12 protein-coding genes are annotated in these 12,044 nt (G+C 72.8%); 9 read left to right on the forward strand and 3 right to left on the reverse strand.

Annotated elements, in window-relative coordinates:
• The first annotated feature begins 7 nt into the window (after positions 1-7).
• From ACZ4E1_RS18190 to ACZ4E1_RS18205, 4 genes are read left to right on the forward strand one after another with little or no spacing between them, the layout of a single operon-like run.
• The gene (locus tag ACZ4E1_RS18190) at positions 8-466 is read left to right on the forward strand and encodes a RidA family protein (RefSeq protein WP_467540259.1); all 459 of its coding nucleotides are present in this window, start codon (positions 8-10) and stop codon (positions 464-466) included.
• A complete protein-coding gene (locus ACZ4E1_RS18195) occupies positions 463-1,137 on the forward strand; it encodes a DUF1028 domain-containing protein (RefSeq protein WP_467540261.1) in 675 nt (224 codons plus the stop codon). The genes ACZ4E1_RS18190 and ACZ4E1_RS18195 overlap by 4 nt, the downstream gene beginning before the upstream one ends.
• Complete coding sequence (locus tag ACZ4E1_RS18200; protein ID WP_467540263.1) at positions 1,137-2,306, forward strand: M20 family metallopeptidase; 1,170 nt, start codon at positions 1,137-1,139, stop codon at positions 2,304-2,306. Before ACZ4E1_RS18195 ends, ACZ4E1_RS18200 begins: the two co-directional genes overlap by 1 nt.
• On the forward strand, positions 2,303-3,238 hold the full coding sequence (locus ACZ4E1_RS18205) for a LysR family transcriptional regulator (RefSeq protein ID WP_467540265.1): 936 nt from the start codon (positions 2,303-2,305) through the stop codon (positions 3,236-3,238). Before ACZ4E1_RS18200 ends, ACZ4E1_RS18205 begins: the two co-directional genes overlap by 4 nt.
• 19 nt (positions 3,239-3,257) lie before the next feature.
• Here the strand turns inward: ACZ4E1_RS18205 and ACZ4E1_RS18210 are convergent, their stop codons facing one another.
• Positions 3,258-3,875: a TetR/AcrR family transcriptional regulator gene (locus tag ACZ4E1_RS18210; protein WP_467540267.1), complete on the reverse strand. Its 618-nt coding sequence runs from the start codon at positions 3,873-3,875 to the stop codon at positions 3,258-3,260.
• Positions 3,876-4,122: 247 nt separating this feature from the next.
• On the opposite strand from ACZ4E1_RS18210, the gene ACZ4E1_RS18215 reads away from it, so the two are divergent.
• The 4 genes from ACZ4E1_RS18215 to ACZ4E1_RS18230 all read left to right on the forward strand — a co-directional run bounded on the left by ACZ4E1_RS18215 (position 4,123) and on the right by ACZ4E1_RS18230 (position 9,442).
• A complete protein-coding gene (locus ACZ4E1_RS18215; protein WP_467540269.1) occupies positions 4,123-5,598 on the forward strand; it encodes an aldehyde dehydrogenase in 1,476 nt (491 codons plus the stop codon).
• A 73-nt stretch (positions 5,599-5,671) separates the two neighbouring features.
• Positions 5,672-7,039, forward strand: coding sequence for an aminotransferase family protein (locus tag ACZ4E1_RS18220; RefSeq protein WP_467540271.1), 1,368 nt, complete (start codon positions 5,672-5,674; stop codon positions 7,037-7,039).
• A 134-nt stretch (positions 7,040-7,173) separates the two neighbouring features.
• On the forward strand, positions 7,174-8,664 hold the full coding sequence (locus ACZ4E1_RS18225) for an APC family permease (RefSeq protein ID WP_467540273.1): 1,491 nt from the start codon (positions 7,174-7,176) through the stop codon (positions 8,662-8,664).
• Between the two features lie 136 nt (positions 8,665-8,800).
• The gene (locus ACZ4E1_RS18230) at positions 8,801-9,442 is read left to right on the forward strand and encodes a hypothetical protein (protein ID WP_467540275.1); all 642 of its coding nucleotides are present in this window, start codon (positions 8,801-8,803) and stop codon (positions 9,440-9,442) included.
• Between the two features lie 189 nt (positions 9,443-9,631).
• On the opposite strand, the gene ACZ4E1_RS18235 is transcribed toward ACZ4E1_RS18230, so the two are convergent.
• Positions 9,632-10,084: a hypothetical protein gene (locus tag ACZ4E1_RS18235; RefSeq protein ID WP_467540277.1), complete on the reverse strand. Its 453-nt coding sequence runs from the start codon at positions 10,082-10,084 to the stop codon at positions 9,632-9,634.
• A gap of 116 nt (positions 10,085-10,200) precedes the next feature.
• On the opposite strand from ACZ4E1_RS18235, the gene ACZ4E1_RS18240 reads away from it, so the two are divergent.
• Positions 10,201-10,581 (forward strand): DUF4440 domain-containing protein, encoded by a 381-nt coding sequence (locus ACZ4E1_RS18240; RefSeq protein WP_467540279.1) that lies wholly within the window; start codon positions 10,201-10,203, stop codon positions 10,579-10,581.
• A gap of 15 nt (positions 10,582-10,596) precedes the next feature.
• On the opposite strand, the gene ACZ4E1_RS18245 is transcribed toward ACZ4E1_RS18240, so the two are convergent.
• Positions 10,597-12,024, reverse strand: a complete 1,428-nt coding sequence (locus ACZ4E1_RS18245) for an NAD(P)/FAD-dependent oxidoreductase (protein ID WP_467540281.1) — start codon at positions 12,022-12,024, stop codon at positions 10,597-10,599.
• Between the last annotated feature and the right edge of the window lie 20 nt (positions 12,025-12,044).

Raw genomic sequence — 12,044 nt, forward strand, 5'->3', positions numbered from 1 at the left:
GCAGTTGATGACCTCCAGCAGCCACGCCGCGCCGATCGTCGTCGGCGGACACACCCGCGTCCGCCCGTTCAACACCCGTGACACCTATCCCGAGCAGAGCCTCGACAACGACCTGTGCCAGGCGGTCGTCGCCGGGAACACCGTGTACGTGCGCGGGCAGATCGGCCAGGACCTCGACACGAGCGAGTCCGTGGGCGTCGGGGACGCCGAGGCCCAGGCCGAGCAGGCCATGGCCAACATCAAGATGCTGCTCGAAGAGGCCGGTGCCCGTACGGAGCACCTGGTCAAGCTGACGATCTACCTCGTCGACCCGCGCTACCGCGAGGCCGTGTACCGCACGGTGGGCCGCTGGACCAAGGGGGTCCACCCCATCTCCACCGGTCTGGTCGTCTCCGCGCTCGCCCGGCCGGAGTGGCTGTGCGAGATCGACGCGATCGCCGTGATCCCGGGTGGTGAGGGCGCGTGACGTTCTCCCTGGTGGTGCGCGACGGCGGGCGGTTCGGCATCGCGGTCAGCTCGTCGAGCCCCGCGGTCGCCGCGCGCGTCGCCCATCTGCGGCCGGGCGTCGGAGCGGCGGCGTCCCAGAACGTCACCGATCCCACGCTGGGCGCCGACCTCCTCGACGCCCTCGCGGAGCACGGCGACGGGGAGCGCGCCCTCGATGCGGTCACCGGGCACCCGCGCAACGAGAAGAGCATCCAGTACCGGCAGTTGACGGTCCTCGGCCGCTCCGGCCCCGGCTTCGCCTTCAGCGGTGCGCAGACCCTCGGCACCCACGCGACGGCGACCATGGACGGCGCGGTGGCCGCGGGCAACATGCTCTCCGGGGCCCACGTCCCGGGCGTCCTGCTGGACGCCTTCGCCGCCGCCACGGGCGAGCTGGAGGAGCGCCTGATCGTCGCCATGCGGGCCGCCCTGGAGGCCGGCGGCGAGGAGGGGCCCGTGCACTCCGCCGGGCTCGCGGTCGTCGCCGACGCCGGCTGGCGGGTCACCGACCTGCGCGTGGACTGGGCCGAGGACCCGATCGACCGGCTCGCCGAGCTGGTGGACGTCTGGCTGCCGCAGCGCGACGACTACGTGCGGCGCGGACTCGACCCGGCGTCGGCGCCGTCGTACGGCGTGCCGGGAGACCTGTGATGGAGCGGCTCAAGGAAGCGTCCCGGGCGGTCGTCGCGCGGCACGCGGAAGCGCTGATCGCCCTGTCGGAGCGGCTGCACGCCGACCCGGAGACCGCGTGGGAGGAGCACCGGGCGGCAGCCGCCGTGCCCGCGCTCCTGGAGCGCGCCGGGTTCGACGTGACCGTCTCCTACCTGGGGCTCGACACCGCGTTCCACGCCCGGTTCGGCAGCGGCCCGGTGCGGATCGCGCTGTGTGCGGAGTACGACGCGCTGCCCGGCCTGGGGCACGCGTGCGGGCACAACCTCATCGCCGCGAGCGCGGTGGGCGCCGCCCTGGGCCTGGCCGCCGTCGCCGACGAGGCGGGGCTCACCGTCGAGGTGTACGGGACCCCGGCCGAGGAGGGCGGCGGCGGCAAGATCGAGCTGCTCGACCGGGGCGCGTTCCAGGGCGTGGACCTGGCGATGATGGTGCACCCCGCGCCCGTCGACGTGGCCGAGGCCCGGCCCTTCGCGGTCAGCCACTCGAAGATCGCGTACACGGGGAAGTCCGCGCACGCCGCGGCCTACCCGGAGGCGGGCATCAACGCGGCCGACGCGTTCACCGTCGCCCAGGTCGCGATCGGGCTGCTGCGCCAGCAACTCCCGCCCTCGGCCCGGGTGCACGGCGTCGTCACGCACGCCGGTGACGCGCCGAACGCCATCCCCGAGCGGGCGACGGGCCGTTGGTACGTACGGGCCGAGACGCTCGCCGAACTCGCCGAGCTCGAACCGCGCGTGATGCGGGCGTTCGAGGCCGGCGCCCTCGCGACCGGCTGCGAGCTGAGCGTCGAGGCGGAGAGCAAGCCGTACGCGGAGTTCCGCGCGGACGAGGGCGCGCTGGCCCAGTACCGGGCGAACGCGGTGGCGCTGGGCCGGGAGTTCGCCCCGCCCGGTCAGGCGGCGCGCATGAACCGCGCGTCGACCGACATGGGCAACGTGTCGCAGGTGGTGCCCGCGATCCACCCGTACCTCGGCATCGGCTCGCTGCCCGCGACCAACCACCAGCGGGAGTTCGCCGCGCACTGCGTGGGCGGCCCCGCCGAACGGGCGCTGCTCGACGGGGCCGTGGCCCTGGCCTGGACGGGCATCGACCGCGCCGCCGGTAGGGTCGCCACGGAAACGGGACACGGGCGCAAGGGTCGGGCATGACATCACCGGTGGGGTTCACCCTCGTTCAGCTGCGCTACTTCCTCGTGGCGGCGGAGCGGGGGTCGATGTCGGAGGCGTCGGCGGAGCTCCACATCGCCCAGTCCGCGGTCTCCGCGGCGATCCACAACCTGGAGAACGACCTGTCGGCGCAGCTGTTCATCCGGCGCCGGGGCAAGGGCCTGACCCTGACCCCGGCCGGGGAGCGGCTGCAGCACCAGGCCCGTGAACTCCTCGCCCGGGCACGGGAGATGGAGCGGGAGGCCCGGGGCGAGGGCGACGCGCTCACCGGCCCGGTGACGGTCGGCTGCTTCGTGACCCTGGCCCCGCACTATCTGCCGCGCCTGTTCACCGAGTGCACCCGGCGCCATCCGGGCATCGAGGTGAACGTGGTGGAGGGCGAGACCGACCAGCTCGTGGAGGCGCTGAAGGCGGGCCGGGTCGACTTCGCGCTCGCCTACGGTCTGGGCCTGTCGGCCGAGCCGGAGCTGCACGGCGAGACGGTCGCACGGGCCCCGGCGTACGCGGTCGTCGCGGCGGGCCACCCGCTGGCCGGGCGGGGCCCGGTGCACCTGGCGGAGCTGGCTACGGAGCCCCTGGTGCTGCTCGACCTGCCGCACAGCCGCGACTACTTCCGCTCGCTGCTCGCCGCGGCCGGCGTCTCCCCCGACGTGCGCTACCGCACCCAGAGCTACGAGACGGTCCGCTCGCTGGTTGCGCGCGGGCTCGGCTTCTCACTGCTCAACCAGCGGCTGCCGATCACCCAGACGTACGGCGGCGGCGAGGTCGCGGAGCTGGAGCTGCGCGATCCGGGGCCGCCGCTCGACGTACGGATCGCGTCGGTGAAGGGCGTGACGCAGACGGCCCGGGCCCGCGCGGTGCGGGACGTGCTGCGGGACATCGCGCGCGACACCGGCCCGACCCAGGTGTTCTGAACCAGATTTCAAAGACCGCTCAGAGCTCGGCGCAGCCCGTGATCGCCCGTGCGTGGGCCAGGATCAGCGCGCGGGCGCTCTCGGGCCGCACCGCCGCGTTGTGGCTGATGATGTGCAGCCCGTACCCGTCCTCCATGGCGACGAGCCCGTGCGCGAGATCGCGGGCGCTCGCGCCGAGGGTGAACGCGCCGGTGGCGGCACCGACTTCGAGCGCCGTCGTGTAGAGCGCGACCTCGCGGGCGTAGAGCGAGGTCATGAGTTCGGCGTGGCCGGGGCTGCGGCCGGCGCGCCGGTGCAGTTCGTAGAGCAGTCCGTGCTCGGCGTTCTCGGTGCTGTCGGGCAGGCCGCTGGCGACCAGGGCCCGCAGGCGGGCCACGGCGTCGCCGGCCGGGGCGTCCTCGTAGGCCTGCTGGCGCGAGGACAGGAAGCTCTCCACGGCGCCGCGGTGCACCTCGAGGACGAGGTCGCCGAGCTCGGGGTAGTAGTACAGCACCGAGCCCTGCGAGACGCCCGCCTCGTCGGCGATGTCCTTGATCCGCAGGCCCTCGAGTCCGCGCTGCGCGATGGCCCGCCCCGCCGCCGTGACGAGGGCCTCTCTGCGCGCCGTCTGGTTCCTCGGCCTGCCCACTTTCCCCATGGCGGGGATTCTCTGCCACCCGGACCAATTTCTGCAAGAAGAGTCCGCCGGGAGCATTGACGGGCGCTTCGGCAATTGTTTGAATCTCAGCTCAAAGAACGCGACCTGTCGAGCACAGCCCGATGCACACAGATCCCGGGGGTCCCCCGGGGAGCCGGGCCCCTGTCTCACCTCGCCTCATCTCGTCTCACCTCGCCTCATCTCGTCTCACTTCACCTCGCCTCACCTCGTAAGCGAAGGCCACACCATGACGACGTACTCGCAGTGGCGGCAGCGCGCCGCCGAGCTCGTGCCGCGCACGCGCCTGTTCATCGACGGAGCCTGGAGCGACCCCACGGGTGACACCGGGTACGTCCCGACCGTGAACCCGGCGACGGGCAAGACCGTCGCCGAGGTCGCCGCCGCCTGCCCGGCGGACGTGGACCGGGCGGTGGCCGCGGCGCGGACCTCGTTCGAGGACGGCCGCTGGTCGCGCACCGCTCCGGCGGAGCGCCGGCGCGTGCTGCTCGCCCTGTCCCGGCTGATCGAGGAGAACGCCGAGGAGCTCGCCCTGTGCGACACCCTCGACATGGGCAAGCCGATCGCCGAGTCCTTCGGCACGGACGTGCCCGGCGCGGCCGGCGTCTTCGCCTGGTACGCGGAGGCCGTCGACAAGCTCTACGACGAGGTCGCCCCGGCCCCGCCCGGGAATCTGGCGCTGGTCCGCCGGGCCCCGCTCGGCGTGGTCGGCGCGGTCGTGCCGTGGAACTTCCCGCTGGACATCGCGACCTGGAAGCTGGCCCCCGCCCTGGCCGCGGGCAACAGCGTCGTGCTGAAGCCCGCCGAGCAGTCACCCCTGTCGGCCCTGCGCCTGGCCGAGCTGGCCGCCGAGGCCGGGCTGCCCGACGGCGTGCTCAACGTGGTGCCGGGCCCCGGGGACGTGACCGGCCGCGCACTCGGACTGCACCCGGACGTGGACACGCTCGTCTTCACCGGCTCCACGGCCGTCGCCCGGCGCTTCCTCGGCTACGCCGCCGAGTCGAACATGAAGCAGGTCTGGCCGGAGGCCGGCGGCAAGAGCCCCAACGTCGTCTTCGCGGACGCCGATCTGGAGGCCGCCGCCGAGCGCGCCGCCTGGGGCTTCCTCTACAACACCGGGCAGGTCTGCTCCGCCAACACCCGCCTGCTCGTGGAGGCCTCGGTCGCCGAGGAGTTCACCGCGAGGGTGGCCGAGCACGCGCGCGGCTGGCTGCCCGGCGACCCGCTGGACCCGGCCACCCGGCTCGGCCCGCTCGTCGACGAGGCGCAGGCCGAGCGGATCGTCGCGGCGGTCGCGGCCTCGGGCGGCACCGTCGTGTGCGGCGGCACCCGCCCGGACCGCGAGGGCGCCTATGTCGACCCCACGATCGTCACCGGCCTCGGCCCGGACGCCCCGCTGGTCCGCGAGGAGCTCTTCGGCCCCGTCCTCACCGTCGTGCCGTTCCGCGACGAGGCCGAGGCGGTCCGGCTCGCGAACGACTCCGTGTACGGGCTCGCGGCCAGCGTGTGGACCCGCGACCTCGCCCGCGCGCACCGCGTCTGCGACGCCCTCACCGCCGGCACCGTCTCCGTGAACACCGTGGACGCGCTCAGCCCGTTCACCCCGTTCGGCGGCTTCAAGCAGTCCGGCCACGGACGCGACCTCTCGCTGCACTCCTTCGACAAGTACACCGGCCGGAAGACCACCTGGATCGCTTACGGCTGACCGGCGCACCGCCGCCCGGCCGCCCCGACCACGTCCCCGCCACGCCCACGAGCAACAAGGGAGCACCACCGCCATGACCCACGACGCAGCCGAACTCGCCCGCCTCGACCGGGCGCACATCATCCACCCGTACCTGCCGGGCTCCGCGACCGAGCGCGTCGTCATGACCGAGGGCTCCGGCTGCCGGCTCACCGACTCCGAGGGGCGCGGCTACCTCGACGCGACCGGCGGTCTGTGGCTCGCGCAGGTCGGTCACGGCCGCGAGGACCTGGCGGACGTCGCCCGCGAGCAGATGAAGAAGCTGGAGTACTTCACCAGCTTCTGGGAGTTCTCCAACGACCGCGCCATCGCGCTCGCCGCCCGCCTCGCCGAGATCGCGCCCGATCCGCTGAACCACGTGTACTTCACGTCGGGCGGCTCCGAGGGCAACGAGGCGGCCATCAAGATGGCCCGCTACTACCACCACCGGCGCGGCGTCACCGACCGCACGTGGATCCTCGCGCGCAGCAAGGCGTACCACGGCATCGGCTACGGCGGCGGCTCCGCGACCGGCTTCCCGCTGTACCACGAGGGCTTCGCCCCGATGATGCCGCACGTCAGCCACCTCACCCCGCCGTGGCCGTACCGCTCGGAGCTGTACGGCGGCGAGGCCTCCACGCCGGAGCAGGTCACGGACTTCCTGATCCGCGAACTGGAGGAGCGGATCGCGGAGATCGGCCCGGACAAGATCGCGGCGATGATCGGTGAGCCGATCATGGGCGTCGGCGGCATGCTCGTCCCGCCGGCCGACTATTGGCCGCGGGTGCGCGAGGTCCTGGACCGGCACGGCATCCTGCTGATCTTCGACGAGGTCGTCACGGCGTACGGGCGCGTGGGCCAGTGGTTCGCCGCCCAGCACTTCGGCGTGACGCCCGACATCATCGTCACCGCCAAGGGCATCACCTCGGGCTACGTGCCGCTGGGCGCGCTGCTCGTCGCGGACCAGGTCGCCGAGGTGCTGCTGCGCGACCACGGCTTCCCGATGGGCTACACGTACAACGGCCACCCCGTCGCCACGGCGGTCGCCCTCGCGAACCTCGACATCATCGAGAAGGAGGGCCTCCTCGGCCGCGCCACCACCATGGGCGCCTTCCTGCACGCCGAACTCCAGGCGCAGCTGGGCGAGCTGCCGATCGTCGGCGAGATCCGCTCGGTCGGCATGATGCTCGCCGTCGAGCTGGTCGAGGACCGCGAGACGCGCGTGCCGCTGCCGCTCGACCCGGCCAACATGCCGCACGACGTGATCCGTCGCGAGACCGGAGTCATCGTCCGCGACTCCGCGCACAGCCTGGTGCTGTCGCCGCCGCTGATCATGACCGAGGCCGAGGCCAAGGAGGCGGCGTCCGCGCTGCGCGGTGTGCTGGAGCGCACCGCGCCGACGGGCGAGATCCGCGGGGCCTGACCCCGCCCGGGAGGCCCGGTCCCCGCCGGGCCTCCCCCGTCGCCGCTCCACCCGACACGGATCCCACACCGTCCCGCGGCCCTCCGCCGCCCCCGCAGTCCCGCAGTCCCCTCTACCCCGCCAAGGAACTGCCCGTGTCCTCCCACCTCTCCCCCGCCGCACCGCACGCCGCCGACGAGACGCCGGACGCCCCGGCCGGGCTGCAGCGCAGCCTCAAGCGCTTCGACATCACCGCCATGGCCATCGCCGCGGTCATCTCCTTCGACACCGTCGGGCAGATCGCCACCGGCGGCGGCGAGGCGGTCACCTGGACCGCGGCGCTCGCCCTGTTCTTCCTGGTCCCCTACGCCCTGCTGTTCGCCGAGACCGGCGCCGCGTTCCCGCAGGAGGGCGGCCCGTACGTCTGGGTGAAGCTGGCGCTGGGCCGGCCGGCGGCCGCCCTCACCACCCTCTTCTACTGGGTCACCAACCCGATCTGGCTGGGCGGTTCGCTGGTCTTCCTCGCCGCCGAGACATGGGACGGGTTCGTCTTCCACCTCGGCTCGGGCACCGTCGCCGACTACGTCTTCAAGCTGCTGTTCGTGTGGGCCGCGATCCTCACCGCCGTGGTGTCGCTGAGCCGCGGCAAGTGGATCACCACCCTCGGCGCCCTGGTCAAGGTGCTGTCCCTCGCGCTGTTCACCCTCACCGCCACGCTCTACGGCATCGAGCACGGCTTCCACGGGCTGGCCGAGGCACACTTCAGCCCGACCGCGGCCGGCTTCCTGGCCCTCGTGCCGATCCTGCTGTTCGCGTACGTCGGCTTCGAGGCACCCAACGCCGCCGGCGAGGAGATGCACGACCCGCAGAAGGACGTGCCCGCGGCGCTCGGCCGCTCGGCGACCGTCGCCGCCGCCTGCTACCTGCTGCCCGTGCTCGCCCTGCTCGCCGTCGTCCCCGTCAAGCAGGTCACCGGCATCGGCGGCTTCATGGAGGGCGCGCGGCTCGTCTTCGGCGTCTACGGTCCGGCCGCCGGTCCCCTGCTGACCACCACCGCCGTGATGTTCGTCTTCGCCCTCCTGACGCAGGGCAGCGCCTGGATGATCGTCAGCGACCGGATGCAGGCCATGGCCGCGGCCGACGGCGGCTTCTTCACGCGCAAGCTCGGCGCCTTCCACCCGAAGCTGGGCACGCCGGTCCGCACCAACCTGCTCTCCGGTGCGGTGGCCACGGTGTTCATGCTGACCGCCATGCAGCTCGCCGCCGGGGACGCCGGAGCCGTCTTCGCCGTGGTGCTCACCGTCGCCGTGACGACGCTGCTGCTGTCGTACCTCGTCGTCGTGCCCGCCCTCGTCCTGCTCCGGCTGCGCCGGCCCGAGGTCGAGCGGCCGTACCGGGTGCCCTTCGGTGACCGGGGCTTCCTCGCCTGCGCCGGTCTCGTGTACGCGTGGATCCTGGTCGGCTCCTGGTCGGCCCTGTTCCCCGGCGTCCTCGAAGGCCTCTTCGGTATCGAGTACGACTTCATGGACGCGTGGGGCGTCTCCCGCCTCTCCTTCGAGTCGTTCACCCTGGGCACGGTCGCTCTGCTCCTGGTCGTGGGCACGATCGGGGTCCGCGTGGCACGCCGCGAACCGGCCGCTGAATAACCCTCGCTCGGGTGGGACGCGGCGTGCCCCGACGTCTCCGCCACCTCACGCGCACCAAATATGCACACAGGCCTGACAAACTGCGCGGGACATCGCCGCATCGGCGGACAACTCACCCAAAGCGAGGGTTTGGCACATGCGCAAGGCGCGTATCGCACTGACGGCCGTTCTGGTCACCACGTTCGGCCTCGGACTCACCGCCTGCGGCGGCGACGGCGAGGACAAGGCGGCGGAGAAGGAGTCGCCGGCGGCGACGGCGCCCACGCCGGAACAGGAGAGCCCGAGCGCCGACAGCGCCGAGAACGCGGGCGGCGACGCCCAGCCCGCGGGTGATGTCACCGCGCCGGGCTCCGGGCTCAAGGTCGGCGACAAGGCGGTCCTCCCCTTCGAGTACGCCAAGAAGAAGGGCACCCTCGCGATCACCGTCACGGCGATCGACAAGGGCGCCGAGGCCGACATGTCCCAGTTCGGCGCACGGGCGAAGGGCCTGACGCCGTACTTCATCAAGATGAAGGTGGAGAACGTCGGCGCCACCGACCTGTCGCGCGCGTACGTGCAGCTGAGGGGCCTGCTCGACGGCGGGCAGAGCACGGGCGTCTCGCTGATCGGCGACATCCCGGGCAAGTGCGACAAGGAGTCCGCGCCCGCCGAGTTCGGCAAGGGAGCGTCGTTCGAGACCTGCTCGCTCGCCGCGTCGCGCAGCGGCGATGTCACGGGTGCCGAGTTCGACGAGGGCGACGCGTACAGCGACAAGCCGGTCATCTGGACCACCGGCTGATCCCTCACCGGCGCTAGGGCGTGTGTCGAAAGTCCCGTCGTCCGCCCGAAGGGCGGGCCCCGCGGTGTCCGGTGCGTGCGATCGCAAGGCGCCGGAGCGTCCTCATAGCGGAGCTATCAGGTCGTTTCGGCAACGCCGCGAGCGTGCGTGCCGGGCGCCGCGGGGCAGGCGGGACTTTCGACACACGCCCTAGCCCGGGCGGCTCGGGCCCGCCGCCGCCTCGTGCAGGGACAGTTCGAGGACCGTCGGGTCCGTGAGGGTGCCCGAGCCGTCGGGTGGGACCAGCCAGCGGACGGCTCCGGTCGTGCGGCCGGGGTACGGGACCACGATCCAGGTCCCGTACCCCGCGCCCCGCACCCCCGTGCCGAGCCAGCGGGCCGCCGTGCCGGCCGGGACGAAGAAGCCCATGCGGGCGTCGCCGAAGTCGGCGAGGACGGGGCCCGGCCGGTCGATGACGCGGGTCAGCACGTCGAGGGTCGGGTAGCCGAGTTCGGCCGGCACGATCAGCACGTCCCAGCGCCGGCCCGCCGGCAGCAGCGCGACACCCTGCGGGTCGCGCTCCCAGGCGCGGCGACAGGCGGCCGGGTCCGGCGCCACCGACGCGAGCCATTCGACCGCCGGCCCGTTCGCCGAGTCCGTCATGGCGAGTCCTCCCTGTTGCTGTGACGCGTTCCGTTCACAGACGAGAGGGGCAAGGGGGCGCCGCGTTACGCCAGTTCAGCAGACTTCTTCGTGGGCCCGTCCGTTACAGTGCGCCCATGACGGACGACGAGCGGCAGATCCAGGCGGCGATCGACGGCGAACTGCGCCTGCTCGAACCGGCGGTGCGCCGGGACGACGCGCAGGCGAGCGCCCTGCTCGACCCGGAGTTCTTCGAGTTCGGGGCGTCCGGGCGGCGTTGGGACCTGACGTCGATGCGGGAGCTGATGGGCTCGACGCCGGTCGAACCCGAACACCCGGTGGAGGTCACGGAGATGGCGGGCGTCCTGCTCGCGCCGGGGCTCGTGCATCTGACGTACCGGACGGACGAAGGGGACCGCCGCGTGCGGCGCAGCTCGGTGTGGCGCCGCCACCCGGAGGCCGGGTGGCGGCTGTACTTCCATCAGGGGACGCCTACGCCCATGCCTGCGAAAGAGTAGGCAAAAAAGCAGGCGTCAGCTGTCGAAGCCGAGGCCGACGGAGTCCATCGCCTTGAGCCAGAGGTTGCGCCGGCCGCCGTTGTCGTCGGCGCGGGCCAGCGACCACTTGGTGAGCGCGATGCCGGTGTAGGCGAACGGCTCGGGCGGGAACGGGAGCGGCTTCTTGCGGACCATCTCGAGTTCGGTGCGCTCGGTGCGCTCGCCGGACAGCAGGTCCAGCATCACGTCCGCGCCGAAGCGGGTCGCGCCGACCCCGAGCCCGGTGTACCCGGCGGCGTAGGAGACCCGCCCGCCGTGCGCCGTGCCGAAGAACGCGGAGAACCGCGAGCAGGTGTCGATCGCGCCGCCCCACGCGTGGGAGAAGCGCAGGCCCTCCAGCTGCGGGAAGCAGGTGAAGAAGTGGTCCGCGAGCTTGGCGTAGGTCTCGGGCCGGTGGTCGTGCTCGGCGCGCACCTTCCCGCCGTACGGGTAGATCGCGTCGTAGCCGCCCCACAGGATCCGGTTGTCGGCGGAGAGCCGGAAGTAGTGGAACTGGTTGGCGCTGTCGCCGAGACCCTGGCGGTTCTTCCAGCCGATCGAGGCCAGCTGCTCCGCGCTGAGCGGCTCGGTCATCAGCGCGTAGTCGTAGACCGGGACGGTGTACGAGCGGACGCGCTTGATCAGGGACGGGAAGACGTTGGTGCCGAGGGCGGCGTGCCGGGCGAAGATCCGGCCGTACGGGGTGCGGACGGCGAGGCCCGCCCCGTTGGAGGCCAGCTGGGTCGCGGGCGTGTTCTCGTAGATCCGGACGCCGAGGTCGAGGCAGGCCTGCTTGAGGCCCCAGGCGAGCTTGGCGGGGTGGAGCATGGCGACGCCGCGCCGGTCGTGCAGCGCGCCGAGGAAGGTCGGCGAGTCGACCTGCTCGCGGGTCTGGTCGGCGTCGAGCATCTCCAGGCCGTCCGCGAGGCCGGCTTCCTGGAGTTCGGTGTGGAACTCGCGCAGTTCGGCGACCTGGTGCGGCTGGGTCGCCACGTCCAGTTCGCCGGTGCGCTCGAAGTCGCAGTCGATGGAGTAGCGGGCGACCGCCGCCTCGATCGCGTCGAGGTTGGCGGCGCCCAGCTCCTCCAGCTTGTGGATCTCGTCGGGCCAGCGGGCGAGCCCGTTGGCCGTGCCGTGCGTGAGGGAGGCGGCGCAGAAGCCGCCGTTGCGCCCGGAGGCGGCCCAGCCGATCTCGCGGCCCTCGACGAGGACGACGTCCCGGCCGGGGTCGCGCTCCTTGGCGATCAGCGCGGTCCACAGGCCGCTGTAGCCGCCGCCGACGACGAGCAGGTCGCACCGCTCGTCACCGGTCAGCGCGGGCAGCGCCGCCGGGCGCCCCGGGTCGTCCAGCCAGTACGCGACGGGCTGGGCGTCCGCGAGGGCGGCGGTCCAGCGGCTCCGACGATTCATGGCGCCAGCGGCCATGATTCCAACTCCCTCAGAAA

This window comes from Streptomyces sp. NPDC025806, assembly GCF_055558275.1.

What these genes read in the sequence shown, in the direction of transcription:
- ACZ4E1_RS18190 (WP_467540259.1), top strand. Translation starts at nt 8, where the DNA reads ATGACCTCCAGCAGCCACGCCGCGCCGATCGTCGTCGGCGGACACACC.
- ACZ4E1_RS18200 (WP_467540263.1), top strand. Translation starts at nt 1,137, where the DNA reads ATGGAGCGGCTCAAGGAAGCGTCCCGGGCGGTCGTCGCGCGGCACGCG.
- ACZ4E1_RS18205 (WP_467540265.1), top strand. Translation starts at nt 2,303, where the DNA reads ATGACATCACCGGTGGGGTTCACCCTCGTTCAGCTGCGCTACTTCCTC.
- ACZ4E1_RS18210 (WP_467540267.1), bottom strand. Translation starts at nt 3,875, where the DNA reads ATGGGGAAAGTGGGCAGGCCGAGGAACCAGACGGCGCGCAGAGAGGCC.
- ACZ4E1_RS18215 (WP_467540269.1), top strand. Translation starts at nt 4,123, where the DNA reads ATGACGACGTACTCGCAGTGGCGGCAGCGCGCCGCCGAGCTCGTGCCG.
- ACZ4E1_RS18220 (WP_467540271.1), top strand. Translation starts at nt 5,672, where the DNA reads ATGACCCACGACGCAGCCGAACTCGCCCGCCTCGACCGGGCGCACATC.
- ACZ4E1_RS18230 (WP_467540275.1), top strand. Translation starts at nt 8,801, where the DNA reads ATGCGCAAGGCGCGTATCGCACTGACGGCCGTTCTGGTCACCACGTTC.
- ACZ4E1_RS18235 (WP_467540277.1), bottom strand. Translation starts at nt 10,084, where the DNA reads ATGACGGACTCGGCGAACGGGCCGGCGGTCGAATGGCTCGCGTCGGTG.
- ACZ4E1_RS18240 (WP_467540279.1), top strand. Translation starts at nt 10,201, where the DNA reads ATGACGGACGACGAGCGGCAGATCCAGGCGGCGATCGACGGCGAACTG.
- ACZ4E1_RS18245 (WP_467540281.1), bottom strand. Translation starts at nt 12,024, where the DNA reads ATGGCCGCTGGCGCCATGAATCGTCGGAGCCGCTGGACCGCCGCCCTC.